The sequence below is a fragment of the Janthinobacterium sp. GW460-12-1-14-LB5 genome (assembly GCF_059423585.1).
Genome location: NZ_JBWKYD010000011.1, coordinates 33,569 through 59,251, shown reverse-complemented (window position 1 = coordinate 59,251; position 25,683 = coordinate 33,569). Strand labels below are relative to the sequence as shown.

The window sequence follows — 25,683 nt, the reverse complement described above, 5'->3', positions numbered from 1 at the left end:
ATGGCCCAGGGGCCAGCATGGCGTTTTGATTGTCGGGAATGCCATGTCCAACGTTTCGCCACCCAGCCGCGCGCTGCCTCCTTCCATTTATTGGCTGTCCTTGTGCAGCTTTGCCTTCGGCTTGTCTGAATTCATCGCCGCCGGGCTGCTGACCCCCATGGCGCGCGACCTGCACGCCAGCGTGGCGGCGGCCGGCGGCGCTATCGCCGCGTATGCGCTGGGGGCGGCCATCGGCGCGCCCGTGCTGACGGCCCTGCTGGCGCGCCGGCCCGTGCGCCAGCTGCTGGTGGCCACCATGCTCGTGCTGGCGGCCGGCAGCGTGGCCATGGCGGCCGCGCCGGCGCTGGGCGCGCTGCTGGGTGTGCGTTTTGCCGTCGGCCTCGCGCATGGCGTGTTCATGGCCGTCGCCTCGCATGCAGCCACCAGCCTGGTCGACCCGTCCCGCGCGGGACGGGCGCTGTCCATCGTCTGGCTGGGCCTGACCCTGGCGCTGGCCGGCGGCGTGCCGCTGGGGACTTGGCTGGGCGCCGTCTCGTCGTGGCGCTGGGTATTTACGGCCATCGGCGTGCTGGCCCTGTGCGGCGGCGCCGGTTTGCTGTCCGCCATGCCGCGCACGCGCCCCTCTGCGCCCGCTGCACCGGCGCTGGCCAGCCTGCGTGCCATCCTGCAGCCGCCGCTGTTGCTGGCGGCCGGCGTGGCGGCGCTGGTCAGCGTGGCCACCTTCAGCTTTTTCACGTATGTTTCGCCGTTCCTGCTGCAGCTGGGCGGGCTCGATGCGGGCTGGCTCAGCGCCGCCATGCTGTGCTTTGGCGCGTGCGCCATCGGCGGCAACCTGCTGGGAGGCTGGTGCGCGGACCGGCCCCACGCGCTGCGCTGCACCGTGCTGGCCCTGGCCGCGCTGGCTCTCAACCTGCTGGGGTTGTATGCGCTGCGCACGCATCCGTTTGCCATGCTGGCCCTGTGCGGCACTTTGGGCTTGCTGTTCTTTGCCCTCGTGACCCTGTCGACCATGCGCCTCTTGCTTCTGGCACAACGGCATTGCCCTGGCAGCGACGCCGTGGCGGCGGGCTTGAATATCGCCGCCTTCAATGCGGGCACGGCTGCTGGCGGGGCGCTGGGCGGCATGCTGATCGTCGCGTTTGGCTTGCCCGGCATCGCCATCGGCGGGGCGCTGGCGGCGCTGCTGGCCATGCTGCTGCTGTGCTTCCAGTCGTGCAAACTAGACGGCCCGCTCTAGTTTTTGCGTTCAAACGCCCACTGCCTTTGGCGTACACTGGCCTGCAAAAGGCGGTACACAACAAGGGGAGACATGGGAATGCGACGCAGATCGTTTCTGAAACTGGGTGTACTCGGCGCCTGTGCGCTGGCCGCCGGCGGCGCCGCTTACCGCGCCGTGCGCGGGCCGGCGCCGCCGGGCCGCTTCGTGCTCGATGGCGAAGCGCGCGCGGCGCTGGCGGCCATCGTGCCGGCCATGCTGGGCAGCGCGCTGCCGCAGGATGCCACCGCGCGGGCGGCGGCGCTCGATGGCGCCATCGCCGGCGTGGAGACGGCCATCCATGGCTTGCCCCTGGCGGCGCAGCAGGAGGTGCAGGATTTGTTTGGTTTACTGGCGCTGGCGCCCGCGCGGCGCTTCGTTGCCGGCGTCAAGGATGGCTGGCAGGGCGCCGATCCGGCCCAGGTGGCCGCCTTTCTGCAGGCGTGGCGCACGCACCGCCTGGCCACCCTGCAGACGGCCTATCTGGCCCTGCACGATTTGATTCTCGGCGCCTGGTATGCCGATGCCGCCCACTGGGCCGCCATCGGCTATCCGGGGCCGCTGCCCGAACTGAGCGCATAAGGCATCCATGAGCACATCCCCCATTCCTGATCCCATCGCCATCGGCGTGGCCGCCGGCTGGAACGTCACCGATGCCAGCACCGTGGCCGCCGACCGCAGCTTCGAAGCAGATGTCGTCGTCATCGGCAGCGGCGCCGGCGGCGGCGTGACGGCGGAAATCCTCGCGCTGGCAGGCTTGACCGTCCTGATCGTCGAGGAGGGCGGCCTGAAGTCCTCGAAGGACTTCAAGATGCGCGAAGCGCAGGCCTATCCCGCGCTGTACCAGGAATCGGCCGCCCGCAAGACGCGCGACAAGGCGATCAATATCCTGCAGGGGCGCACGGTGGGCGGTTCGACCACCGTCAACTGGACGTCGAGCTTCCGCACACCGCCCGGCACCCTCGACTACTGGCAGCGGCATTTTGGCTTGTCCGGCTATTCGGTGGACGCCATGGCGCCGTGGTTCGCCATGATGGAAAAACGCCTGCACGTGAGCGACTGGGCCGCGCCGCCCAATGAAAACAACGATTTATTGCGCCGTGGCGCCGCGGCGCTGGGCATCCCCACGGCCGCCATCCGGCGCAACGTGAACGGCTGCTGGAACCTCGGCTACTGCGGCATGGGCTGCCCGACGAACGCCAAGCAGTCGATGCTGGTGACGACGATTCCGTCGGCGCTGGCGCTGGGCGCGGGTTTGCTCGTGCATGCGCGCGCCGAGCGTTTCATCTTCAAGGGCGAGCGCATCGACAGCCTGCAGGTGACGGCGCTGGACGCTGCCGGTCAGACGCCGACGGGCGTGCGCCTGACGCTGCGCGCGAAACATTTTGTGCTGGCCGGCGGCGCCATCAACTCGCCGGCGCTGCTGCTGCGCTCGCAGGCGCCCGACCCGCACGGCTTGCTGGGCCGGCGCACTTTCCTGCATCCGACCGTGGTGTCGGCGGGCCTGTTCCCGCAACGCGTCGACGCCTATGCGGGGGCGCCGCAGACGATTTATTCCGACCATTTCCTGCACACGGCGCCCATCGACGGTCCCATCGGCTACAAGCTCGAAGCGCCGCCTTTGCACCCGCTGCTGATGGCCACCACCATGGGCGGCTTCGGCGATGAACATGCGCGCACCATGCGCGACTTTCCCCATGCGCACGCCTTGCTGGCGCTGCTGCGCGACGGCTTTCACCATGAGGCGGCGGGCGGCAGCGTGTCCATCGACAGCTTCGGCGCGCCCGTGCTCGACTACCCGCTCACGCCCTTCATCTGGGATGGCGCGCGGCGCGCGCTGCTGTCGATGGCGGAAATCCAGTTCGCGGCCGGCGCGCGGAGCGTATATCCCGTGCATGAGCTGGCCAGCCACTACACGAGCTGGGCGCAGGCGAAACAGGCCATCGGCGATTTGCCGATGAAGGCGCTGCTGACCAGGGTGGTCTCGGCCCACGTGATGGGCGGCTGCGCCATGTCGGACGATGCGCGCCTGGGCGTGACGGGCGCCGACGGCCGCTACCACGGCGTGCGCAACCTGTCCGTGCACGACGGCTCGCTGTTGCCCACCTCGATAGGCGCCAATCCGCAACTGACCTTGTATGCGCTGGCCGCGCGCCTGGCCAGCGGCCTGGCGCGGGAGCTGACGGGCAAGCCGGCACCCGTGCCCGCCCCAGCTTCCGCATGATCGCGCGCATCCTCAAATGGCTGATGCTGCTGCAGGTGCTGGCCGTGCTGGGCGTGGCGTACCTGGCCATGCAGGCCTGGGGCGTCGCCTCGCCCGTCGCGGCCCTGCTGCTGGGAGCTGCCATGCTGCTGGCCGTGCGCGCGCTCGTCGTGGCGCGCAATTTCTGGGACAGCCGGCGCCTGGGCAGCCCCGTGCCGGCGGAACACCAGCTGGGTGCCGGGGGCGCCGCGCGCCTGTTCCTGGGCGAATTGCGCGCCACCCTGTGGACGTCGTCGTGGGGCATGCTGTATCCGCGCCTGCACGTGGCCGACACCGTCACCGGCCAGGGTCTGCCCGTGCTGCTGGTGCACGGCTATGTGTGCAACCGCGGCTACTGGGCGCAGCTGAGCCGCCAGCTGGCGCAGGCGGGCATCGCGCACGACGGCGTCGACCTGGAACCGATAGGCGCCGACATCGAGGACTTCGTGCCGCAGGTCGAGCAAGCCATCGCGGCGCTGTGCGCCCGCACGGGCAGCGACCGCGTGATTCTTGTCGCCCACAGCATGGGCGGCCTGGTGGCGCGTGCCTGGCTGCGCCATTACGGCGCGGCCCGCGTGGCGCGCATCATCACCATCGGCACGCCGCACCACGGCACGGCGCTGGCCAATCTGGCGGCGGGGAAGAATGCGCGGCAGATGAGCCGTATCGGTGGCGCACCGAGCGGCTGGCTGGCGCAGCTGGCCGCCAGCGAGACGCCGGAACTGCGCGCCCTGATCACGTCGATGTATTCGCACCACGATAATATTGTCGCGCCGCAAACTTCCGCCCACTTGCCCTGCGCGCGCAATCTGGCCTTTGGCGGCATCGGCCACGTGGCGCTGGCCAGCGACGCGCGCGTGCTGCGCCTGGTGCTGGCAGAAATCACTATCAAGAACGAAGTCGCCCGGCCCCCTTCGGCCCCCCATTTCGCCTGAATCGTGTTGTGTTTTATCTGCATGGCAAGACTGTCTCTTTTGACTCTGCTGTTGCCCGTGTTTAACAACGCAAGGGGCAGATAATGCTGTTTTCCACTGGCGTAGTGTATTAAGCTAACGTCGGAAGACGGTCGGTGGAAATTCGTTCTTGAGGCCGCTTCCGACCTTCCGCAGGCATCCGGCGGCCAGATATTTTTCTGGATGTATGGCAAGATGTTGTAGGATTGTTATGTAGCCCGCGCATGCGGAAAGATCAACGCAGGCAGAAAATGAGTCCATGCTGTTTTTATTGGGGGCGCTAATTGTCCGCACGTATCCTGATTATCGAAGATAACGCCACCAATATGGAATTGATGGTGTATTTGCTGCGTGCCTTCGGGTACACGCCGCTGGCCGCCTATGACGGTGAAGAGGGCGTGCGCATGGCGCGCAGCGAATTGCCCGACCTGATCATTTGCGACGTGCATTTGCCCAAGCTCGATGGCTATGGCGTGGTGGCGGAGCTGAAGAAAGACCCGCTGCTGCGCAAGATCCCGGCCCTGGCCGTGACGGCGCTGGCCATGGTGGGCGACCGCGAGCGCCTGCTCGAAGCGGGCTTCAATGGCTATATCGGCAAGCCGATCGAGCCCGACCTGTTCGTCGCGGAGCTGGAATCTTTTTTACCCGGGGCGCCGTCGACGCCAGTTAAAAACGACATAGCCACCATCCTGATCGTCGATGATCATGTGCTGAACCGCGAGTTCCTGACCGCATTGCTCGGTTACGGCGGCCACCGCCTGCTGGAGGCGGCCAATGGCGCCGATGCGCTGGAAATACTGCGCACCGAGCGGCCGGACCTGATCATTTCCGATATCCTCATGCCGAACATGGACGGCTACGAATTCGTCACGCGCGTGCATGCCGATCCCGCGCTGACCGACGTGCCCATCATCTTTTATACGGCCACCTACCGCGAGCAGGAAGCGATCCTGCTGGCGCAGGCGTGCGGCGTGCGCTGGGTGCTGCCCAAGCCGTCCGACCCGGAAGTCATCGTGCGCACCGTCAACGAGGCGCTGGGCTTGATGCCGGCGGCGCCGGGCGCGGGCGGCGGCGCGGTGCTTCCCGCCACGGGCAAGCTGGCCGGCATCGAGCACCAGGTCAGCGGCTATCTCGACGAGCTCGAGTCCAGCAGCCAGCAGATTTCGCAGCTGGCCAGCCAGCGCGAGGGCCACGCCGCCCTTCCCGAAGACCTGGGCGTCATGACGGAGCGCCTGTCGCGCTCGCTGTCGAGCCTGCAGGCGGTGAGCCTGCGCCTGACGGCCCTGATCGAACTCGGCATCGAGCTGGGCACCGAACGCGATCCGCGCGCCCTGATCGAGGCGGGCTGCAAGGTGGCGCAGAATATCTGCGTCTCCAGGTACGCCTGCATCGGCGTGCTGGAAGAGGGCGCCGACAAGCTCAGCTATTTTTCCTCGTGCGGTGCCGAAAAAAACCTCGAGCGCATCGCCAGCGCGCCGCGCACGGGCATCCTGAACCGCTTGCTGGAACAGCGCCAGCCTTACCGCGTCAATGGCTTGAAGGGCGACCCGGGCGCGCTGGGCCTGCCCGACACGCACCCGCCCGTGCACTCCTTCCTGGGCGTGGCCATCGCCTCGCGCGAGCGCAGCCACGGCTGGCTGTACTTGGTCGACAAGCTGGGCGCGAACGAGTTTTCCGAAGTCGACGAGCGGGTCGCCGCCACGGTGGCGGCGCAGATCGCCGTCGCCTACGACAACCTGCTGCTGTACGACGAAATCAAGCGCCACCACGAGCAGCTGACCCTGGACATGGCGGCGCGCATCCGCCTCGATGAAGACTTGCGCCGCTTCCGCCTGGCGATGGACGCCACGGCCGACGCGATTTTCCTCGTCGACCGCGCCGGCATGTGCTTCGTCGACGTCAACCAGACGGCTTGCCGCATGCTCGGTTTCGAACGCGAGGACTTCCTGCGCGTGGGGCCGGGCCGCGCGCACGAGGGCGAAGCCCAGCTGGAAGAGCTATACAACAAGCTGCTGGCCGGCGACCAGGGCGGCCCGATGACGGAATTGCAGCTGCAGCGCAAGGATGGCTCGCCGCTGTCGGTGGAAGTGCAGCGGCGCACCCTGCGCTCGGGGCAGAGCTGGATTCTGGTGGCCGTGGCGCGCGACATCACCGAGCGCAAGGATGCCGAGCAGCGCCTGATGAAGCTGGCCCATTTCGATACCTTGACGGGCTTGCCGAACCGCAGCCAGTTCTTCGCCTCGCTGACCCATTCGCTGGCCCAGGCAGCCGAGCACCAGTGGGCCGTGGCCGTGCTGTTCATGGACATCGACCGCTTCAAGAATGTGAACGATACCCTGGGCCACACCATCGGCGACGACCTGCTGCGCCAGTTTTCCAGCCGCCTCGTCGATTGCCTGCGCGTGCGCGATACCATCGGCCGCTTTGGCGGCGATGAATTCGCCACCATCCTGGTGCTGCCCGAAGGCGCCCAGCATGCCGTGGGCGTGGTCGACAAGATCCGCGAGGCGATGCGCAAGCCCTTCGACCTGCAGGGCCACGAGGTGACGGTGACGGTCAGCATCGGCATTTCCGTGTTCCCCGAAGATGGCGTCGATGCCGACACCCTGATTCAATATGCCGACACGGCCATGTACCGCGCCAAGGAAGCGGGCCGCGACGCCTTCCGCTTCTTCACGGCGGAAATGAACGCGCAATCGATGGCGCGGCTGGACATGGAAAATGCCCTGCGGCGCGCCATCGACAACGAGGAATTCGTGCTGTTCTTCCAGCCCAAGGTGAATATCATTTCGGGGCGCATCAGCGGCGCCGAAGCCCTGATACGCTGGCGCCGTCCCGGCCACGGCATGGTCTCGCCGGCCCTGTTCATCCCCCTGCTGGAAGAAACGGGCCTCATCGTGCGCGTCGGTAACTGGGTGCTCGACGAAGCCTGCAGGAAGATCAGCGAGTGGGGCGCCAGCAGCATCGGGCCCGTGCACCTGTCCGTCAACGTGTCGGGCATCCAGTTTTTCGTCGGCGGCCTGGAAGAGGAGGTGCTCAAGGCGATCCGCAAGTACGACATCGCGCCCGAGCTGCTGGAGCTGGAGCTGACGGAAAGCTCGCTGATGTCGAATGCCGAGGAAACCATCTCCGTATTGCGCAATCTCAAGGCGTTGGGCATCCAGATTTCCATTGACGATTTCGGCACCGGCTATTCCAGCCTGGCCTACCTGAAACGTTTCCCCATCGACAAGCTGAAGATCGACATCGCCTTCGTGCGCGAAGTGACCAGCAATCCGGACGACGCGGCCATCGTGCTGGCCATCATCAGCATGGCGCACAGCATGAAGCTGGAAGTGATCGCCGAAGGCGTGGAAAACGATGCGCAACTGGCCTATCTGCGGCGCCACGGCTGTGACGAGATGCAGGGCTATTATTTCAGCCGCCCCGTGCCGCACGAGGAATTCGAGCAGATGTTGATGGGTGGCAAGTTGCTGCAGGCGCCGCAGGATACCGATAGCGAAGAGCAGCAAACCTTGCTGATCGTCGACGACGATGTCTTCATGCTCGACGTGCTCAGCGATTTCCTGGCGCAGGACGGCTACCGCATCCTCACGGCGCAGACGGCCGCCGAAGGCTTCGACATCCTGGCGCGCCACAAGGTGCAGGTGATCCTGTGCGACCAGTGCATGCCGCTCATGAGCGGCACCGAGTTCATGGAGCGGGTCAAGCACCTGTGCCCCGACACCTTCCGCATCATGCTGTCGGCCTTTGCCGACCTGACGCCCATCATGGCGGCCATCAACCGCGGCGCCGTCGACCGCTTCTATACCAAGCCGTGGAAGGGCGCCGTGCTGCGCGAGAATATCCGCGAAGGCTTCCGCCTGCACAAGCTGCTGCATGGCCAGGTGAAGGCGGCGGCATAGGCGCTGGCCGCGTGCAAGCGACCGGCTGCCGCGTGCGCTGGCGCACCTTGGGGCGCAGCTCGCTATCGAATTAGACTCCCGTCTCTAGTTTTGCTCTCTAGAATAAAAAGCATCCATGGAGTGGCATGGCCTTTCACATGACGGGAGCTGGCGATGGTGAAGAAATTGAAGGACCTGGCGGAAGACAAGGAATTGGCGAACGCCGTGCGCTCGTCCGCGCAGCAGATCTGGCAAGCGGGCCTGGGCGCCTTCGCCAAGGCGCAGGAAGAGGGCGGGCGCGTGTTTTCCAGGCTGGTGAAGGAAGGCACGGAATTCCAGAAGCGTGCCGAAGACAAGGTGGCCGATGTCAGCGACAGCGTCGGCAAGCTGGCCGATGGCGTGGGCAAGCAGGCCAGCGGCTCCTGGGACAAGCTGGAGCAAGTGTTCGAAGAGCGCGTGGCGCGCGCCCTGGCCACCATCGGCGTGCCCATGCAGCACGACATCGCCGCGCTGCACGCCAGGATCGATGCCTTGAGCACGCAGGTGGAGGCACTGTCCGCCAAGCCCGCGCCGGCGGCCAGGCCGAAGGCCGGGGCCAAGCCTGCCGTGAAGGCGGCACCGAAAGCGGCACCGAAGGCGGCCGTCGTCAAGGCCCCGGCCAGGCCGGCAGCCAAGGCCGCGCCGCGCGCCGCAGCCAAGCCAATAAGCAAGCCAATAAGCAAGCCAGTGGGCAAGCCCGCCGCCAGGCCGGCGGCGAAGAAAAAAGTACCGGCCGCCTGAGCTGGCGCAACATCCCTCCAGCCTGCTCGCGCAGGCTTTTTTTTGCCTGCGGTTTTCGCTGGCGCCGTGGGGCGCAGTGTTTCATTACGGCTATCTTAGGTGGTATGCTTGAGGCAGAACACAGAGAGATTGCCCGCCATGCTACAAAAAGCACCACGCCGTACCCGCGAACGCATCCTGGAGTTGTCGCTGCGCCTGTTCAACGAGTTTGGTGAGCCGAATATCACGACGACCGTGATCGCGGAAGAGATGAACATTTCGCCGGGAAACCTGTATTACCACTTCCGTAACAAGGACGACATCGTCAATTCGATCTTCGTCCAGTTCGAGGCGGAAATCGAACGCATCCTGACCGTGCCTGACGGGCGCCGCTCGAATATCGAGGATGTCTGGCTGTATCTGCACCTGATGTTCGAACTGATCTGGCGCTACCGTTTTTTTTACCGCGACCTCAATGATTTGCTCTCGCGCAACCGCAAGCTGGAATTGCACTTCAAATTGATCCTGGCGCACAAGATCAAGGTGGCCACGCAGCTGTGCGAAGACTTGCGCAGCGAACAGTCGCTCGAAGCGTCGGACATGGAAGTGGCTGCCATGGCGACGAATATGGTGGTCGTTGCCACCTACTGGCTGTCGTACGAGTATGTGCGCAACCCGCGCAAGTACAGCGAGCAGCAATCGATGTCCGATGCGCTGGCGCGCGGCTGCTACCAGGTGCTGTCCCTGATCGGGCCGTATTTGCGCAATGAAACGCATTTGCTGTTTCGCAAACTGTCGGAAGAGTATGTGACCAAACTCAAGAACGACTGACGCGGCTGCTGGCGCCGCGTCGTCATTTACAGGAGAGATCGATGGCTTGGAAACAATTTCCCTATCCGGACGAGGCATATGTCTACACGCCGCAGACCCTGGAAGCGGCCTGGGCGCGCCTGCATGCGGGCGATGTGGAACCGTTTCCCACGCACCCGGCGCTGGTGCAAGCCTGGCTGGCCTTCCATGCGGGCGACTTCGAGCGCGCCGTGAAGCTGGGCCTGGCCATCGGCGTGCCCGGCTATGCGGTGGCGCACAAGGCGACCTGCATCTATGCCACGCACCTGGAAGTGGACGACAGCCAGAAACTCGACATGTACGAAGAAGTGGCCGAGCGCTGCGAGCGCCAGCAGAGCGAGCAGCCGGACAATCCGGCCGGCTACTACTGGCATGCCTACAGCCTGGGCCGCTATGCGCTGGGCACCTCCGTCGTCAAGGCCCTGGCGCAAGGCATGGGCGCGCGCGTGCGCAACAGCCTGGACCGCACGATGACGGTGGCGCCCATGCATGCGGAAGCGCATATCGCGTTTGGGATTTATCATACGGAAATTATCGACAAGGTCGGCGCCATGATCGGCAGCCTGACCTACGGCGCCAACAAGGAAGACGGCTACCAGCACTTCAAGACGGCGCTGGCCCTGACGCCGTATTCGGCGCTGGCGCACAGCGAATATGCGCGCGCGTTGAATATGCTCGATGGAAAGAAAAAGCTGGCGGAAGCGCTGGCCCTGTATGAAAAGGCGGCCCAGTGCGTGGCACTGGACGCCAAGGAGCGCCTCGAGGTCGAGGCGGCGATCGATGAATTGAAAGGGTAGGGATTACTGTGATCAAGGCTTTATGTGTGTATTGCGGCGCCAACGCGGGCGTCTCGCCCGACTATGCGGTGGCGGCGCGCGAACTGGCGCGCGTGCTGGTGGCGGAAAATATCTCGCTCGTGTACGGCGGCGGCAAGGTGGGCCTGATGGGCGTGATCGCCGACGAAGTGCTGCGCCTGGGCGGCGAGGTGACGGGCGTGATCCCGACCCAGCTGGTCGAGCGCGAAGTGGGCCACATGGGCTTGACGCGCCAGTTCATTGTGAAGGACATGCACGAGCGCAAGGCGATGATGGCCAGCCTGTCCGATGCCTTCATCGCCATGCCCGGCGGCTACGGCACCCTGGAAGAGCTGTTCGAGATGCTGACCTGGGCCCAGCTGGGCTTGCACGCCAAGCCCATCGGCTTGCTCAATGTCGACCGTTTTTATGATGGCTTGATCGCCTTCGTGCAAAACGGCAAGGAGCAGGGTTTCATCCGTCCGCAGCACGCCGCTTTCCTGAACGCCGATGCCGATCCCGCAGCGCTGGTGCAGCGCCTGAAGGAGTGCGCGCCCTAGTATTGTCGGTGCGATGCGATACGGCCATGCCCTGAAAAGTGCATGGCTTTTTTTATTTCTACACGGAAAAATTGATCAAGCTCAACAATTCAATTAATAAAAATATGTCCAGAATGTTTCTTTGTATGCATGTTTTTTTTGAAAATGAAGATGCTTTTTATATATGAATGTGGTCTACTGGCGTTGTTCAAAAGACAGGTCGTCGGACGCCCGGTGCAGCGCTTCCCGCGCTCCCGCGACGACGCCCAGGAATTGCAAGTTGCCACAATCTCGCCACTTCATCATCTTGAAAGGATGCTATTTTGAAACCAATGACCTTCTTGCGCGCGACCGCCGTCGCCGCCATCCTCGCCGCTGGCGGTGCCCACGCACAAAGCACCACCATCGGCTTCGATGCGCTGGAGCAGCCCGGCATCTTCGGTTCCGTCTTCAACTCCTATTCCGAAGGGGGCTACGATTTCGACAGCAGCTTCCTGGGCCTGTTGAGTTCTGCCCATCAAAGCAACTTCGCCTATGCGGGCTCGGCCGGCCTTGGCGCCACGGTGCTGACGACGACAACCTTGAGCCGTACCGATGGCGCGGCGTTTTCGCTCAGCTCGATCAGCCTGGCTGACTTCGTGAGCTTGCCAGGCTCCTACGATGTCACGTTCGTCGGCCACCAGGTGGGCGGCGGCACGGTGACCCAGACCTTCAGCCTCGATGGCAGCCACACGTTCAGCGATTACACGTTCACTGGCTTCAACAACCTGCTGTCGGCATCGTGGAAGGAAGGTGCCTTCCACACCTTCCAGGTCGATAACATCGCCGCCAGCGTGAGCGCCGTGCCGGAACCTGCCACGTATGGCATGTTGCTGGGTGGACTGGGCCTGCTGGCCTTTTTGCGCCGCCGCAAGAACGCGGCCTGAGCCTGACCAAGGCGCCGGCTTTGCCGGTCCGCGCGTAAAAAAAAGCCGCCATTTGGCGGCTTTGTCATGCTGTCCGGCACTGGCCGTCACGACCACAGGCGCTGGCCCGACAGGTCGAGCTGGGTCAGGTACAGCCGCACGTCGAATTCGTACTGGTGGTATTGCGGTTCCATATACGTGCACAGCTTGTAGAAAGCCTTGTCGTGTTGCTTTTCCTTCACGTGTGCCAGTTCGTGCACGGCGATCATGCGCAGGAATTCCAGCGGCACTTCCTTGAACATGGTGGCCACGCGGATTTCATGCTTGGCCTTGAGTTTGCCACCCTGCACGCGCGAAATCGAGGTATGCAAGCCCAGCGCATGCTGGATCACATGGATCTTGCTGTCGAACGCCACCTTGTTGATGGGCTCGGCATTGCGCAGGAATTCATTCTTCAAATCCTGCACGTACTGGTATAAAGCCTTGTCATTGCGCACGTCATGCGCGTTCGGGTAGCGTTTTAACAACACTTCTCCCAGCTTGTCCTGCGCGATCAGTTGCTGCACTTGCGTTTGCGTTTGTTCGGAATAGGCGCTCAGGTATTTCAGGGATGGCTGCATGCGGGGGCGGGCGGGGCGCGGAGGTGTCGGTAAGGCGAGAATGTACCATACCGCCGCGCCCCGCGTGCTGCGGCTGCCCCGGCACGGGGCCGCTGCAGCCGCCCCGTGCCGTCGTCAAGCCGGGTGGCAGCCCAGCCGTCAACCCTTGTCGTCCTCGTCCTTGTTGCCCTGCCGGCCAGTCTTCGATTGCTGCTCGGTGCTGCCGCTGCGTGCCGCCGTGCTGCTGCGGCTTTCATTGGCGCGCTGGGCCGATTGCCGGCTTTCACCGCCCTTGCGGCCGATTTCCGCCATGTGTTCGCGGTTGCGGCTGACGGCTTCACCCCCTTTCTGCCCGGCCCGGCGTGCCTCTTCCGAGTCGAATTCATGCGCCGTGCCCTTTTGATGGGCTGCCTGGCCGCCCTTGCTGGCGATTTCGCGCTGCTGCTCCTCGTTCATGGCGGCGAAGCCGCGCTTGCTCGTGCCTTTGGTGCTGCCCGCTTCGCCGGCTTTCTGGCTGCTGCCAGCGCCTTTGCCCTGTTCATTACCTTGATTGCTAGCCATGTCGCTCTCCTTGCTGTCGAGTGGTGGTGTTCAATGTGCCTGATCGGATTGCCGGCTGGTATCGCGGCTGCGGGCCACACCGTCGCTGCGGCCCGCGGCATGCATTTTTTCGATCATTTCACGCTGGCGCTGCGTGGCTTTTTCCGTTTCTTCCGCCGTCTTGCGCACCACTTCGTCAGCGAAGGCCACGGCCGTGCGGCTCGCTTCGGGCAGGTGGTTTTCCGCCGTGCGGTTCATCTCGACATTGGCGTTGGCCATGAGGTTGCCGAGCTGATGCTGGTACTGCTGCAGCTTGTTGCTGCCGGGCTGCAGCTGCGCGGCCGCCAGCGACATGAATTCGCCCGTGTCGCGCGCGGACAGCAGCTGCTGGCTGGCGTTGCTCCATTCCTGCAGCAGATCTTGCGCCAGCCGCAGATGGAGTTCGCTCAGTTGCTGCGCCGTATCGAACAGCTTGCGCGATAGTTCCGTGGCGAAATTGCACTGGGCCTCCAGGTGGGACTTCAGGGCGGGGCTGAGACTGGGGGAAAGACTGTTTGTGAACATGTTCTACCTCAATGAAAAGCTGATTCGGAAAACACCCGGTGCACCGGATGCGACGTATGGTGAAACAAGCAAAGGGATAGACGCCGGATGGCGTGCCAGGTTCCATGGCAGATGGGGGTTTGGCGCGAGAATGGCCGCTGGCCGCCAGAAAAACGCGATGACTTTGTGCCAGATCAAATGAACGTCAATCGGTTTGCCGGCGCCGCCGCCATGCCGCTTGTGTGGAAAATGCAGGTTTACAGGCCCGGCCGTGCGACAATAGCCGGCTCGCGGCAGCGCAGCCGATGGCCGGCGCGCGTGGCTGAGCCGAGCATCGCCTTACTTTTTTACCTATTTCCGCGACCATGACGCATCCCGAATACATCCTGACCCTGTCCTGCCTGGACCAGCGCGGCATCGTGCACCGCGTCTCCGGCTTCCTGGCCGAACGCGGCTGCAACATCCTCGATTCCGCCCAGTTCGGCGACCAGGAATCCCAGCTGTTCTTCATGCGCGTGCATTTCGCGCTGGAAGACGGCGCCGTCAGCGACGCCCAGTTGCGCAGCGACTTCGCCGCCCTGTCGCAAGCCATGCAGGTCAACGGCCCCTTCCACGGCCAGCTGCACGATGCGCGCGTCAAGCCGCGCGTGATGCTGATGGTGTCGAAGATCGGCCATTGCCTCAACGATTTGCTGTTCCGCTACAAGAGCGGCTTGCTGAACGTGGAAATTCCCGCCATCGTCTCGAACCACATGGAGTTCTACCAGCTGGCGGCCAGCTACAATATTCCCTTCCACCACCTGCCGCTGGCGGCCGGCGCGCCGGAAGCGGCCAAGCTGGCGCAGGAAGCGAAGATCCTCGACCTGATGGACACGCACAAGATCGACCTCGTGGTGCTGGCGCGCTACATGCAGATCCTGTCGCCGGGCCTGTGCCAGGCGCTCGACGGCCGCGCCATCAATATCCACCATTCCTTCCTGCCCAGCTTCAAGGGCGCCAAGCCGTATGCGCAGGCGCATCACCGCGGCGTCAAGCTGATCGGCGCGACGGCCCATTTCGTCACGGGCGACCTGGACGAAGGCCCGATCATCGAGCAGGACGTCGAGCGCGTCGACCATGCGATGGATGCGGAAACCCTGACGGCCATCGGCCGCGACGTCGAGTGCGTGGTGCTGGCGCGCGCCGTGAAATGGTTCGTCGAGCACCGTATCCTGAAAAATGGCGACAAGACGGTGGTTTTCCGCTGATACCGACTTCACAATTCACTTTACCGAGACAGAAACACGATGGCCCTCAAAGCAACAATTTTCAAAGCCGATCTGCAGATCGCCGACATGGACCGCAATTACTACCAGGATCACGCGCTGACCCTGGCGCGCCACCCGTCCGAAACGGACGAGCGCATGATGGTGCGCCTGCTGGCGTTCGCCATCCACGCCAACGAGGCGCTGACCTTTACCAAGGGCCTGTTCGACACGGAAGAACCCGACCTGTGGCAGAAGGACTTGACGGGCGCCATCGAGCTGTGGATCGAAGTGGGCCAGCCCGACGAAAAACGCATCCTGAAGGCGTGCGGGCGTTCGGAGCAGGTGATCGTCTACAGCTATGGCGCAACCAGCCACATCTGGTGGAAGCAGATCGCGAACAAGCTGGAACGGGCGAAGAACCTGACCGTGATCAACCTGCCGTCTGACGCGGCGCAAGAGATGAGCAAGCTGGCGCAACGCAGCATGCAGCTGCAATGCACGATTCAGGATGGCCAGATCTGGCTGACCGACAGCGTCAACACGGTGCTGATCGACCGCGAACCGGTGAAGCCGGCACGCTGAAGTTGACTGTCTGAAACGCAAAAAGCCCGGATCGCTCCGGGCTTTTTGCATTGTGCCGCCGCTTTACGGGGCCGCGTCTTCGTCGTTGCTGACGATCACCAGCAGCTGCGCCTGCTGCGCGCCGATGCTGCGCGTGCGGTGCGGAATCAGGGCGTTGAAATACACGGAGTCGCCCGTGTGCAATTGCACGGTTTCCTGCGGGAATTCGATTTCAATCGTGCCCTGGTGCACGAACAGGAATTCCTCGCCCGCATGTTCCTTGAAGGCGGAGGCGGCGAAATCGGGCGCCGGATACACCATGAAGGGCAGCATTTTCTTCGGTGCCACGCCGGCGGCGATGCTGGCGAAATGCGGCAGCGGCGGCGTCGCGCCCGCGCTGCCCGGATCGCCGGCGCGCGTGATGGTCACGGCCGCCTGCCGGTGGCTGTCGCTGAACAGCTGCTCCACGTCCACCTGCATCGCGTGCGACAGTTTCAGCGCCACGGCGATCGAGGGCACGCTCAGGCCCCGCTCCACCTTGGACAGGTAACTCTTCGTCAAGCCGCTTTTTTCCGCCAGCTGTTCCAGGGTCCAGCCCTTGTGTTTTCTCAGCAGTTTCAGACGCATAGCCATGGTTGCATCGGTCGATTTAAAAAAACTATTGTACCTCATGACACAAAGTGTCCTAAAATACACTCAGTTTCCTTGGATTGGGTTGCACGGCTGCTGCCGTGCATGCCGGGAAGCGTAGTCAGCATGAGTGAAGGATCAACGATGCAGCAAAATACTCCATATGAAGTCGCCGCCCCGGGCGCCAGCCTGGCCTTGTCGAAAGACGAACTGGTGGCCATCGCCGAGCGGCGCCTGGCCAGCGTCACGCCGAACAGCCCGTGGTCGGCGCGGCAAACCCTGGCGCTGTCCTGCCGCATCCTGTTCGATGGCGGGCATGATTCCGGCCTGGCAGGGCAGATCAGCTGCCGTGGCGGCCAGGACGGCACGTTCTACACGCAACAGCTGGGCCTGGGCTTCGACGAAATCACGGCCAGCAATCTGATCGAGGTCGACCATGACCTGCGCGTGGTGCACGGCGAGGGCATTCCCAACCCGGCCAACCGCTTTCACAGCTGGATCTACCGCCAGCGCCCGGACGTGGCCTGCATCATCCACACGCATCCCACGCACGTGGCGGCGCTGTCGATGCTGGAACAGCCGCTGCAGGTGTCGCACATGGATACCTGCCCCCTGTTCGACGATTGCGCCTTCCTGCCCTCGTGGCCGGGCGTGCCGGTAGGAAATGAAGAGGGCGAGATCATCGCCGGCGCCCTGGGCGACAAGCGCGCCATCCTGCTGGCCCATCACGGCCAGCTGGTGGTGGGCCGCACGGTGGAAGAGGCGTGCATGCTGGCCTTGCTGATGGAACGGGCAGCCCGCCTGCAACTGCTGGCCATGGCGGCGGGCACCATCCTGCCCTTGCCGCCGGCCCTGGCGCGCGAGGCGCACGACTGGATTTCCACGGCCCGGCGCGACACGGTGACCTTCGCCTATTACGCGCGGCGCGCCCTGCGCCAGCACGCCGATTGCCTGGCATAACGACACTCACCGGAGAACACGACATCATGCAAACCTTATTTCACGGCATCATTGCCTATCCTGTCACCCCGTTCACGGCCGATGGCGGCGACGTCAACCTGCCGCGCCTGCAACAACTGATCGAGCGCCTGATTGCCGACGGCGTGCACAGCATCGCCCCGCTGGGCAGCACGGGCGAGAGCGCCTACCTGCAGGACGCGGAGTGGGATGCCGTCGCCGCCACGTCGCTGGCCGCCGTCGCCAGGCGCGTGCCCACGGTGGTGGGCATTTCCGACCTGACCACGGCGGGCGCCATGCGCCGCGCCCGCTTTGCGGAAAAGCAGGGCGCCGACGCGGTGATGGTCTTGCCCGTGTCGTACTGGAAACTGAGCGAGGAAGAGATCGTGCGCCACGTGGCGCGCATCGGCGCTGCCGTGGGCATCCCGGTCATGCTGTACAACAATCCGGCCACCAGCGGCATCGATATGTCGCCCGAGCTGATCGTGCGCATCTGGCGCGAGGTGCCGAATGTGACGATGGTCAAGGAAAGCACGGGCGACATCCAGCGCATGCACCGGCTGGCGCAGCTGAGCGGGGGAGAGTTGCCGTTCTACAACGGCAGCAACACCCTGGCCTTCGCCGCGCTGGCGGCCGGCGCCCGCGGCTGGTGCACGGCCGCGCCCAACCTGCATGCGGGCTTGCCGCTGGCCCTGTATGCGGCCGTGCAGGCTGGCGACCTGGCGCGGGCGCGCGAATTGTTCTTCCAGCAACTGCCATTGCTGCAATGCCTGATGAAAGGGGGCTTGCCGCCCACCGTCAAGGCGGGGCTGGCGCTGCGGGGCTTTGATGTGGGTACGCCGCGTGCGCCGCTGCAGCCGCTGGGCGAGGCGGCCACGCGCGAGCTGGCCGCCGTGCTGGCCGGCCTGACGGCTTAATTCGGCGCAGCACCCAGGCGCTTGATGCTGCTTGAGCGCTGCATGCTGCGGCTGATGCGCGGATCGCCGTAGTAGCTCACTTCGCCCGAGCCGCCGATGCTGATGGTCAAGTCATCCTTGGCCCACACTTGCGCCTCGCCCGAGCCGCCGATGCTCACCTGCACTTCGCGCGCGGCCAGGCGGCCCGCCTGGATATTGCCCGAGCCGCCGATCGAGGCCGTCAGCTGCTCCGTCTTGCCGCTGGCCTTGAAGTTGCCGCTGCCGCCGATGGCGATGGAAACCTGGCGGCTGTCGAGCTCGCGCGCATCGATGGAGCCGGAGCCGCCCACGTCGAAGCGCAGCTTTTCCGCGCGCAAGCCCGTTGCCGTGATGTTGCCCGAGCCGCCCACGCTGATGCGTTCCACCTGGCGCGCCTGGATGACGATGGTCAGGCTGCTCTGGCGGAAGTTGGCGTTGCGCTTGGCGGGGCGGATGCGCAGGGTGCCGTTTTCCACCGCCGTGTCGATCAGCGGCAGGATATTGTCGTCAGCCTCGATGGTGACGCTGTCCGTGTTGCCAATGCGCAATTCGACCGTGCCCGGCACGTTCAGCGCCACGGCATGGAAATTGCCTACTTCGCGCGTCTGCTTTTGCAGCTTGCCGCTGCCCTGGATGCTGTTGCCGGAAATCCAGTCGAGCGGCGACGCCAGCGCCGGCGCGGCCGGGATGGCCAGCGCGCAGGCGGCCAGCAGCAGGGCGGTGGCATGGCGGCGGTGGAAAAGTGGCTGTGTCATTCTTGCTCCCTGTGTTGAATTGGTATAAGTGCATGGTATGCCAGCCGGCCGCGCCTGCGTACCGCGCTGCGACAGACTGCACCGGCAGCGGCATGGAATGCAGGAGGATGCGACAGGATGGCATGAGGTATCATGCGGGTATTGGACATACGACGAGCGGCACGCGCCGCTCACACTACTGGAATTACATGCTGATCATCACCATCAAACAGGGCAAGGAAAAGAGCTTGCTGGGCCAATCGTGGATTTACGCGTCCGCGATTGAAAAAGTCGAAGGCAAGCCGCAGGAAAAAATGAAGCCCGGCTCGACGGCCATCGTGCAGAGTTCGTCGAAGCAATTCATCGCCCGCGCCGCCTACAATTCGAAGTCGCAGATCCGCGCGCGCATCTGGAGCTTCAAGGAAGACGAACCGGTCGACCACGCGCTGATCAAGCGCCGCGTGAAGGCCGCCATCGAGAAAAAACTGCCGGCCATCAAGAAGGCGGGCGAAAACCAGCTGTTGACCCTGATCAAGGGCGAAGACGAGGGCTTGCCGGGCCTGGTGGTGCAGCTGTTCGGCGGCGTGCAAGGCTATTTGATCTGCGAATTCAACGCCGGCGGCGTCGACGCGTGGAAAGTGGCCATCGTGCAATCGCTGATGGCGTCCACCGGTTGCGCCAATGTGTACGAGCGCTGCGACGACCTGATGCGCAAGGGCGAAGGCTTGCCCCTGATCGACGGCGCCCTGGCCGGCGAGGAACCGCCCGATGAAGTCATGCTGACGGACAACGGCGTGCGCTATGCGCTGGACCTCAAGACTGGGCACAAGAGCAAGTTCCGCTGAGAACTGCTGTCTGACTTGAAAACCGGCGCGAGCCGGTTTTTTACTTCATATGCGTGTCTGCAAAACGTTCAGGGCAAGGCGCATCGACGCAGACAGTACGAATAGTACGGCAAGGAGATGCAACGCCGCCATGGACGTTTTTCAGGCGCGCTACTCCAGCGGCACGCTGCGGTATTTATTCACCTCTAAAGCGCTTACCGCCGGCGCATCATTGCCCCACGACGCGCGCAGATACGTCACCACGGCGGCCACTTCGGCGTCATCCATGACGGGTCCGAACGGCGGCATGCCGTAGGGGCGCGGGTTGCCGGTGGTGCCGGGCGCGAAGCCGCCGTTGAGCACGAGGCGGATGGCGTTCACGGCCGACTCCGTCGTCAGTGCGCGGTTGCCGGCCAAGGGCGGGTAGCCGGGCGGCACGCCCTTGCCGTCGGCCTGGTGGCAGCTCGCGCATTGCGCCTCATACAGTTTCGCGCCCAGCGCCAGTTGCTGCCGGGCTTGCTCCGACGTGTCGCGCGGCACCTTTTTCGCCGCTTGCGCGGGGCCGGGCAAGCTTTTCAGGTAGACGGCCATCGCCTGCACGTCGGCGGTGCCCATGTGCTGCAGGCTTTGCCGCACCACTTCGGCCATGGGGCCGAAGACGGTGGCGCGCGGCGAGACGCCCGTTTGCAGCAATTCCACGATATGCGCCGTGTCCCAGTCGCCCAGGCCCGCTTCCGCGTCCGACGTCAGCGAGGGCGCATACCAGCCCAGCACGGGGATCAGGCCGCCCGACAGGCCGTCGTCGCTGCCGCCCAGGGTGGTGCGGCTGCTATGGCAGGCGCTGCAGTGGCCCAGGCCCTGCACCAGGTAGGCGCCGCGGTTCCATTCCATGCTTTTTTCCGTGAGCGGCTGGTACACGCCCGGCTTGAAATACAGGGCGCGCCAGGCGGCCAGCACAATCTGCTGGTTGTAGGGAAAGCGCAGCGCGTGCGGCGCGTTCGTCTGTTTGTGCGGCGGCACGCTCTGGAAATACGCATACAGGGCATCGCTGTCCTCGCGCTGCACCTTGGTGTAATTGGTGTACGGAAAGGCGGGATACAGCAAGCGGCCGTCTTTCGACTTGCCGTTATGGATGGCGCGCCAGAAATCGTCGGCCGTCCAGCTGCCGATGCCCGTTTCCTTGTCGGCCGTGATGTTGGGCGAAAGCACCTTGCCGAACGGCGTTTGCAAGGCCCGTCCTCCCGCGTAGGGCACGCCGCCGCGCGTCGTGTGGCAAGCCATGCAGTCGCCCGCCTTGGCCAGGTAGGCGCCGCGCGCGACCAGCTGTTGCTGGCTTAGGGTGCTGGCGGCGGCGGGCGGTCCCATGTCGTCCGCCGGCCACAGCAGGAATCTGGCGCCGGCCACGCCGAGGGCCGCGATGGCGGCGGCGATCATCCATTTTTTCATGGCGCCACCTGCGCGCTGGAACCCGGCACGCCGCCGCAATGCAGGGGCAAGGGCACGGCAATGCCGCTGGCGGGGCGCGCATCGGCGCTGGCCACCTGCGTGCCCAGCCAGGCCGAGACGGCGCCCACGTCCGCGTCCGACAGGCGCTGCGCCACCTGCGCCATGCAGTCGGGCGCGTGGGCGCGGCGGATGCCGTTCTTCCAGGCGCCCAGCTGGGCATTGATATAGTCGCGCGGCAAGCCCAGCAAGCCGGGGATGGCGGGCGCCACGCCGGCCAGCTGCTGGCCGTGGCAGGCGATACAGGCGGGAATTTTTTTGCCGGCATCGCCATGCAGCACCAGCTGCTTGCCCCGCGCTAGGGCCGTCGTGCCGGCGCTGCTGGGCTGGGCCGGCGGCGGGGCAGGGTGTTGTACCGCAAAATAGTCGGCAATTTCGCGCAGGTAATCGTCAGGCAAGTGTTCCACCATATAGTTCATCATCGGATACTGGCGCCGTCCCTCGCGAAAGTTCAGCAGCTGGTTGTACAGGTAGCCGGCCGGCTTGCCCGCGATGCGGGGAAAGAAGGCGTCGTGGCGTTCCTTGGGCGCATGACAGGCCGTGCACGCCTTGATGCGCTGTTCCAGGCTGTCGTGGCCCGCGGAAATGGCGGCGGGCGCGGCCAGCGCCATGCCGGGCAGTGCGACGGCCAGGGTCAGCACCGGCACGAGGGGGAAATGCAGTAGCATGGAAAGTCGCATGGAAAATGGCATGGGAAATGGCATGGGAAATAAGCTGTCTCGTCGGTCGGGATGGCGTGCCGGTGTTGCTGCCCGGATGTTGTTACCCTAGCATATAACGGGTGCTGTCACTGTGACAGGATCAGTTGTGCAATAAAACTACGGATCAGTTTGAGGAGCAGGCTTGAAACGATATGAGGAATTGGCGGAAGAAGTCGCCGCCATGATCAGCACGCAGCTGTTGTTGCCTGGTGATAAGTTGCCTTCCGTGCGCCAGCAGCATGCGCGCAGGGGCGTGAGCCCGTCGACGGTGTTCCAGGCCTATTATTTACTCGAAGCGCGCGGCATGATCGTCTCGCGGCCCCGCTCCGGCTACTACGTGGCGCCGCAGCGCGCCGCGCTGGCCCCCGAGCCGGACAGTTCCCGTCCGCTCGACGCCAGCACCACGGTCGATGTCAGCGACCTCGTGTTCGAAGTGCTGGGCGCCGTCGGCGCGCGCGATATCGTGCCTTTCGGCTCGGCGTTTCCCAGCCCGCATCTGTTCCCGATGGAAAAGCTGGCGCGGGCCGTGTCGGCCAGCATGCGCCGCCTCGACCCGTGGAGCACGGTCACGGATTTATCGCTGGGCAATGCCGAACTGCGCCGCCAGATCGCCTTGCGCTACCAGCTCGACGGGGTGCTCGTTTCCAGCGACGACATCGTCATCACGAATGGCGCACTGGAAGCGCTGAACCTGTGCCTGCAGGCCGTCACGCGGCCCGGCGACACGGTGCTGATCGAGTCGCCCAGCTTTTATGCCTGCCTGCAGGCGCTGGAGCGGCTGGAACTCAAGGCGGTGGAAATTGCCACCAGCCCCCGCGACGGCGTCGATCTGGCGGCACTTGAGGAATTGCTGCTGCGCCACCGGCCCAAGGCGTGCTGGCTGATGACGAACTTCCAGAACCCGCTGGGCAGCCTGATGCCGCCGGAAAAGAAGCGCGCGCTGGTGGAGTTGCTGGCGCGCCATGGCGTGCCGCTGATCGAGGACGATGTATATGGCGAGCTGTACTTTGGCAAACAGCGCCCCGGCCTGACGAAAAGTTACGACAGCGCCGGTCTCGTCATGCATTGCAGCTCGTTCTCGAAGACGCTGGCGCCCGGTTTTCGCCTGGGCTGGGCCGTGGCGGGCCGCTACGCGCGCCAGGTGGAGCGTTTGAAACTGACGACCAGCCTGTCGGCGCCGATACCGCTGCAGATGGCGCTGGCCGATTACCTGGCGCACGGCGGCTATGACCGCCATTTGCGCCAGCTGCGGCTGACCCTGGCGGCGCAGCAAAACACCATGCTGCAAGCCATCGCCGTGCATTTTCCGCCTGGGACGCGGGTGACGCGGCCGCAGGGCGGCTATTTCGTCTGGGTGGAAATGCCTGCCGGTATCGATGCGCTGGCCTTGCACCGCAGCGCGCTGGCGGCCGGCATCAGCATCGCGCCCGGCCCCATCTTTTCCGCCACGCGCGCGTTTCGCCACTGCATCCGCCTTAATTACGGACACCCGTGGAGCCCGCAACTGGAAGAGGCCATCGCCACCCTGGGGCGGCTGGCGCTGGCGGCCGCATAGCGGTACATAAAAAAAGTCCCTTGCGGCAGCAAGTGTTTCATTTCAAAAAGAAATATTACTGTTATATTGATGTATCTATAACTAATGATGGGAATGATAATGGATAACACGCAGCCGGAAGTGGGTCGTACGCCAGATACGACGATGGCCATTCTGTCCCATGTTGGCGGCCTGTTCACCAGCTGGGTAGCGCCGCTGATCATTTATTTGATCAAGAAGGATGATGCGGATAAATTTTCGGCCGAGAACGCCCGCGAAGCGCTGAATTTCCAGATCACCCTGATCATCTGGTACTTCGCCTGCTTCATCCTGTCGTTCGTGCTGATCGGCCTGTTCCTGTTCTGGATCGTGGCGCTGGCCAACCTGGTGTGCTCGATCGTCGCGGCCGTCAAGGCCAGCAATGGCATCACTTACCGTTATCCCCTGACCTTGCGCCTCGTCAAATAAGGTTGACTCGGCCGCCGGGTTCAGCCCGGGCGGCCGGGCAGTATCAGGAATGACGCAAAGTCGGGCGCCACCGCCGTGGTGGCGCCTGTTTCGTGCGACCACAGCACGACCACCGGTTCACCGGCCGGTCCCGTTTGCGCATAATCAAAACAATAGTAGTCGCCCGTGCCGAACTGGGCAAAGGGCAGCAGGGCGGCGGCAGCGCCGCCATCCACATTCTGCAGCCACTCTTGCCAGTCTGTGCGGTAATGGCGATCGATCGATTCCCACGTCTTGCGCGCATTGGCCGTGTCGTAGACGGGAAATACGCTCAAGGCGCCCAGCGCGCGGCCATTGTTCACCAATAACCATTGCACGTAGGAAGCGGGCAGCGCTCGCCCCAGCGCCTGTTCGGCGGCGGCGATCGCGTCGGGCGTGGTACCGATGGACTTGCTCTTGCTCATGCTGCGGGAAGGCGCACCGGCTCAGGCGGCGACCGGCGGCGGGACAGGCGGCGTGCTGGCCCGCGGGGCTTTTTGCGGCGCCACCTTGCCGCCGTCGGCGATCCAGCGGCGGTACACGCGCAGGGCCACTTGCGCATCGTCGGCCGCGTACAGGATCTGCTTTTCCGTCAGGCGCGAGGTGGCCCAGTTGGTGGTGGAGATCTTTTTCGATTTCTGCAGGTGCAGGCCGAAGAACTTGGCCACAGCCGTCTTCGCGCCCAGGTCGTTGCGCTGGCCGCCGCGCAGGGCGACGGACAGGTCGAGCACTTGCGCTGGAGCAATACCCAGCTTGTTTCGCAGGCGCTTGACGTCGTCGGACAGGCCGAAGCCCACCTTCAGGGTGGTGGTCGATTCAAGGATGGCTTTGAGTTCGGCCAGGGGCGGCGTGGCGCCCACCTGGAACAGGTAGGCGATGTCGTCGGTGGCCAGCTGGATCAGATGCGGTCCCGTGGAAGACTCGCCCTTGACGAACGTCGGCTTCGATTCCGTATCGAAGCCGATGGCATCCGCTGCCAGCAGGGCGGCCATGGCCGCTTGCGCATCGTCGCTGGTGCGTACCAGCTTGACGTGGTCGAGTGCGATGCCTTGATAGGGGGGCAGTGGCGGTGCGGCAGCTGTGTCCATGAAGCTGGATCAGCCTTTGCGCGAGAATTTCGCGGTCAGCTGATTCAGTTTTTCCAGGCGCAAGCGGTTCGCTTCTTCGGCGGCGGCCGCGTCGCGCTCGGCTTTTTTGCGCTCGGCTTCCTTCTTGAAGCGCTGCTGCAACACTTGCGTGGCGTGGTCGCGGTGGGTTTGCGTCACTTCCGCGCCGGCCGTGCCGTCGAGGTCGTAGCGTACCTTGGCTTTTTCCATCACGCGCAGGTAGCGCAGCGAACCCGTGTGGATGCCCAGCGCCGTGCGCATCAGCTTGCGGTCCAGGTCCGGCAAGCGCGCCAGGATCTGCTTGTCGATGCCGATGGACAAGGGCAGGCAATCGCGGAATGGCGGGAATTGCTCCTGGAACTGCTTCAGCAGGGCGCGCGCGGTCAGGCCGGCAGGCGCCGGCGTGGTCGCCGCTGCGGCCGCTGGGGCTGCATCGACTGGCGTGTCAGGAGTGGTGGCTTGCTGGTCTGGCGTGGAGCTGGTCATCGACATCATTGGTTGGGCTATAAAAGGGGAGCATAGCACGCGCCACAGGCAAGTGCATTGTCTTTTTTGGCAACTTGCGCACAGATAGGCGGGTCCGTGCTACAGCGGACGCAGCGC

General features: G+C 64.5%; 27 protein-coding genes. 17 read left to right on the top strand and 10 right to left on the bottom strand.

The genetic code is table 11. The features are described 5' to 3' along the window. Nucleotides 1-43 precede the first annotated feature (43 nt). The 10 genes from AC07X6_RS13135 to AC07X6_RS13090 all read left to right on the top strand — a co-directional run bounded on the left by AC07X6_RS13135 (nt 44) and on the right by AC07X6_RS13090 (nt 12,201). Nucleotides 44-1,237: an MFS transporter gene (locus AC07X6_RS13135; RefSeq protein ID WP_494791245.1), complete on the top strand. Its 1,194-nt coding sequence runs from the start codon at nt 44-46 to the stop codon at nt 1,235-1,237. A gap of 72 nt (nt 1,238-1,309) precedes the next feature. Beyond that, entirely contained in the window at nt 1,310-1,837 is a 528-nt protein-coding gene (locus tag AC07X6_RS13130) for a hypothetical protein (RefSeq protein ID WP_494791244.1), read from the top strand. A gap of 7 nt (nt 1,838-1,844) precedes the next feature. Further along, entirely contained in the window at nt 1,845-3,479 is a 1,635-nt protein-coding gene (locus AC07X6_RS13125) for a GMC family oxidoreductase (RefSeq protein ID WP_494791243.1), read from the top strand. Beyond that, entirely contained in the window at nt 3,476-4,432 is a 957-nt protein-coding gene (locus AC07X6_RS13120) for an alpha/beta hydrolase (RefSeq protein ID WP_494791242.1), read from the top strand. The genes AC07X6_RS13125 and AC07X6_RS13120 overlap by 4 nt, the downstream gene beginning before the upstream one ends. A 302-nt stretch (nt 4,433-4,734) precedes the next feature. After that, nucleotides 4,735-8,355 carry an EAL domain-containing protein gene (locus tag AC07X6_RS13115; protein ID WP_230541710.1) on the top strand — a complete coding sequence of 1,207 codons (3,621 nt, stop codon included), beginning with the start codon at nt 4,735-4,737 and terminating at the stop codon, nt 8,353-8,355. Between the two features lie 153 nt (nt 8,356-8,508). Next, entirely contained in the window at nt 8,509-9,114 is a 606-nt protein-coding gene (locus AC07X6_RS13110) for a phasin family protein (protein WP_494791241.1), read from the top strand. Between the two features lie 138 nt (nt 9,115-9,252). Beyond that, nucleotides 9,253-9,924, top strand: a complete 672-nt coding sequence (locus AC07X6_RS13105) for a TetR/AcrR family transcriptional regulator (protein WP_034758777.1) — start codon at nt 9,253-9,255, stop codon at nt 9,922-9,924. A 41-nt stretch (nt 9,925-9,965) separates the two neighbouring features. Beyond that, entirely contained in the window at nt 9,966-10,739 is a 774-nt protein-coding gene (locus AC07X6_RS13100) for a tetratricopeptide repeat protein (RefSeq protein WP_230541708.1), read from the top strand. Between the two features lie 11 nt (nt 10,740-10,750). Beyond that, nucleotides 10,751-11,296: an LOG family protein gene (locus AC07X6_RS13095; RefSeq protein ID WP_046682536.1), complete on the top strand. Its 546-nt coding sequence runs from the start codon at nt 10,751-10,753 to the stop codon at nt 11,294-11,296. 311 nt (nt 11,297-11,607) lie between these two features. Next, on the top strand, nt 11,608-12,201 hold the full coding sequence (locus tag AC07X6_RS13090) for a PEP-CTERM sorting domain-containing protein (RefSeq protein WP_230541843.1): 594 nt from the start codon (nt 11,608-11,610) through the stop codon (nt 12,199-12,201). An 86-nt stretch (nt 12,202-12,287) separates the two neighbouring features. Here the strand turns inward: AC07X6_RS13090 and AC07X6_RS13085 are convergent, their stop codons facing one another. From AC07X6_RS13085 to AC07X6_RS13075, 3 genes are all read right to left on the bottom strand, one after another. After that, a complete protein-coding gene (locus tag AC07X6_RS13085; protein WP_474290340.1) occupies nt 12,288-12,800 on the bottom strand; it encodes a YgjP-like metallopeptidase domain-containing protein in 513 nt (170 codons plus the stop codon). Nucleotides 12,801-12,938: 138 nt separating this feature from the next. Then, nucleotides 12,939-13,340: a KGG domain-containing protein gene (locus tag AC07X6_RS13080; RefSeq protein ID WP_230541706.1), complete on the bottom strand. Its 402-nt coding sequence runs from the start codon at nt 13,338-13,340 to the stop codon at nt 12,939-12,941. Between the two features lie 30 nt (nt 13,341-13,370). Then, complete coding sequence (locus AC07X6_RS13075; protein ID WP_230541705.1) at nt 13,371-13,883, bottom strand: phasin family protein; 513 nt, start codon at nt 13,881-13,883, stop codon at nt 13,371-13,373. A gap of 344 nt (nt 13,884-14,227) precedes the next feature. Between AC07X6_RS13075 and purU the strand changes: the two genes are divergently transcribed. Both purU and AC07X6_RS13065 read left to right on the top strand, forming a co-directional pair. Beyond that, on the top strand, nt 14,228-15,109 hold the full coding sequence (gene purU / locus AC07X6_RS13070; protein WP_474290343.1) for a formyltetrahydrofolate deformylase: 882 nt from the start codon (nt 14,228-14,230) through the stop codon (nt 15,107-15,109). 39 nt (nt 15,110-15,148) lie between these two features. Next, nucleotides 15,149-15,691 (top strand): YaeQ family protein, encoded by a 543-nt coding sequence (locus AC07X6_RS13065; RefSeq protein ID WP_230541702.1) that lies wholly within the window; start codon nt 15,149-15,151, stop codon nt 15,689-15,691. A gap of 63 nt (nt 15,692-15,754) precedes the next feature. On the opposite strand, the gene AC07X6_RS13060 is transcribed toward AC07X6_RS13065, so the two are convergent. Then, nucleotides 15,755-16,303 carry a helix-turn-helix domain-containing protein gene (locus AC07X6_RS13060; protein WP_230541701.1) on the bottom strand — a complete coding sequence of 183 codons (549 nt, stop codon included), beginning with the start codon at nt 16,301-16,303 and terminating at the stop codon, nt 15,755-15,757. Between the two features lie 141 nt (nt 16,304-16,444). Between AC07X6_RS13060 and AC07X6_RS13055 the strand changes: the two genes are divergently transcribed. Both AC07X6_RS13055 and AC07X6_RS13050 read left to right on the top strand, forming a co-directional pair. Then, nucleotides 16,445-17,260 (top strand): aldolase, encoded by an 816-nt coding sequence (locus AC07X6_RS13055; RefSeq protein WP_494791240.1) that lies wholly within the window; start codon nt 16,445-16,447, stop codon nt 17,258-17,260. Between the two features lie 26 nt (nt 17,261-17,286). After that, entirely contained in the window at nt 17,287-18,174 is an 888-nt protein-coding gene (locus tag AC07X6_RS13050) for a dihydrodipicolinate synthase family protein (RefSeq protein ID WP_494791239.1), read from the top strand. On the opposite strand, the gene AC07X6_RS13045 is transcribed toward AC07X6_RS13050, so the two are convergent. After that, nucleotides 18,171-18,947 carry a head GIN domain-containing protein gene (locus tag AC07X6_RS13045; RefSeq protein ID WP_494791238.1) on the bottom strand — a complete coding sequence of 259 codons (777 nt, stop codon included), beginning with the start codon at nt 18,945-18,947 and terminating at the stop codon, nt 18,171-18,173. The genes AC07X6_RS13050 and AC07X6_RS13045 overlap by 4 nt on opposite strands. Before the next feature lie 188 nt (nt 18,948-19,135). Here AC07X6_RS13045 and AC07X6_RS13040 point away from each other — a divergent pair, with 188 nt between their 5' ends. Then, nucleotides 19,136-19,771: a class I SAM-dependent rRNA methyltransferase gene (locus AC07X6_RS13040; protein WP_034758744.1), complete on the top strand. Its 636-nt coding sequence runs from the start codon at nt 19,136-19,138 to the stop codon at nt 19,769-19,771. A gap of 150 nt (nt 19,772-19,921) precedes the next feature. On the opposite strand, the gene AC07X6_RS13035 is transcribed toward AC07X6_RS13040, so the two are convergent. Continuing rightward, nucleotides 19,922-21,196 carry a c-type cytochrome gene (locus tag AC07X6_RS13035; RefSeq protein ID WP_494791237.1) on the bottom strand — a complete coding sequence of 425 codons (1,275 nt, stop codon included), beginning with the start codon at nt 21,194-21,196 and terminating at the stop codon, nt 19,922-19,924. After that, a complete protein-coding gene (locus AC07X6_RS13030) occupies nt 21,193-21,921 on the bottom strand; it encodes a c-type cytochrome (RefSeq protein WP_494791236.1) in 729 nt (242 codons plus the stop codon). Before AC07X6_RS13030 ends, AC07X6_RS13035 begins: the two co-directional genes overlap by 4 nt. Before the next feature lie 175 nt (nt 21,922-22,096). Here AC07X6_RS13030 and AC07X6_RS13025 point away from each other — a divergent pair, with 175 nt between their 5' ends. Both AC07X6_RS13025 and AC07X6_RS13020 read left to right on the top strand, forming a co-directional pair. Beyond that, nucleotides 22,097-23,509 carry an aminotransferase-like domain-containing protein gene (locus AC07X6_RS13025; protein ID WP_494791235.1) on the top strand — a complete coding sequence of 471 codons (1,413 nt, stop codon included), beginning with the start codon at nt 22,097-22,099 and terminating at the stop codon, nt 23,507-23,509. 99 nt (nt 23,510-23,608) lie between these two features. Continuing rightward, nucleotides 23,609-23,956: a DUF4870 domain-containing protein gene (locus AC07X6_RS13020; RefSeq protein ID WP_230541695.1), complete on the top strand. Its 348-nt coding sequence runs from the start codon at nt 23,609-23,611 to the stop codon at nt 23,954-23,956. A gap of 20 nt (nt 23,957-23,976) precedes the next feature. On the opposite strand, the gene AC07X6_RS13015 is transcribed toward AC07X6_RS13020, so the two are convergent. Genes AC07X6_RS13015 through AC07X6_RS13005 form a run of 3 tightly spaced genes read right to left on the bottom strand, consistent with a single transcriptional unit; the run spans nt 23,977 to nt 25,566 of the window. Continuing rightward, nucleotides 23,977-24,399, bottom strand: a complete 423-nt coding sequence (locus AC07X6_RS13015; protein WP_494791234.1) for an SMI1/KNR4 family protein — start codon at nt 24,397-24,399, stop codon at nt 23,977-23,979. 21 nt (nt 24,400-24,420) lie between these two features. Continuing rightward, nucleotides 24,421-25,062, bottom strand: a complete 642-nt coding sequence (locus AC07X6_RS13010; RefSeq protein WP_230541693.1) for a 3'-5' exonuclease — start codon at nt 25,060-25,062, stop codon at nt 24,421-24,423. 9 nt (nt 25,063-25,071) lie between these two features. Continuing rightward, on the bottom strand, nt 25,072-25,566 hold the full coding sequence (locus AC07X6_RS13005) for a ProQ/FINO family protein (protein ID WP_442908091.1): 495 nt from the start codon (nt 25,564-25,566) through the stop codon (nt 25,072-25,074). Nucleotides 25,567-25,683 lie beyond the last annotated feature (117 nt).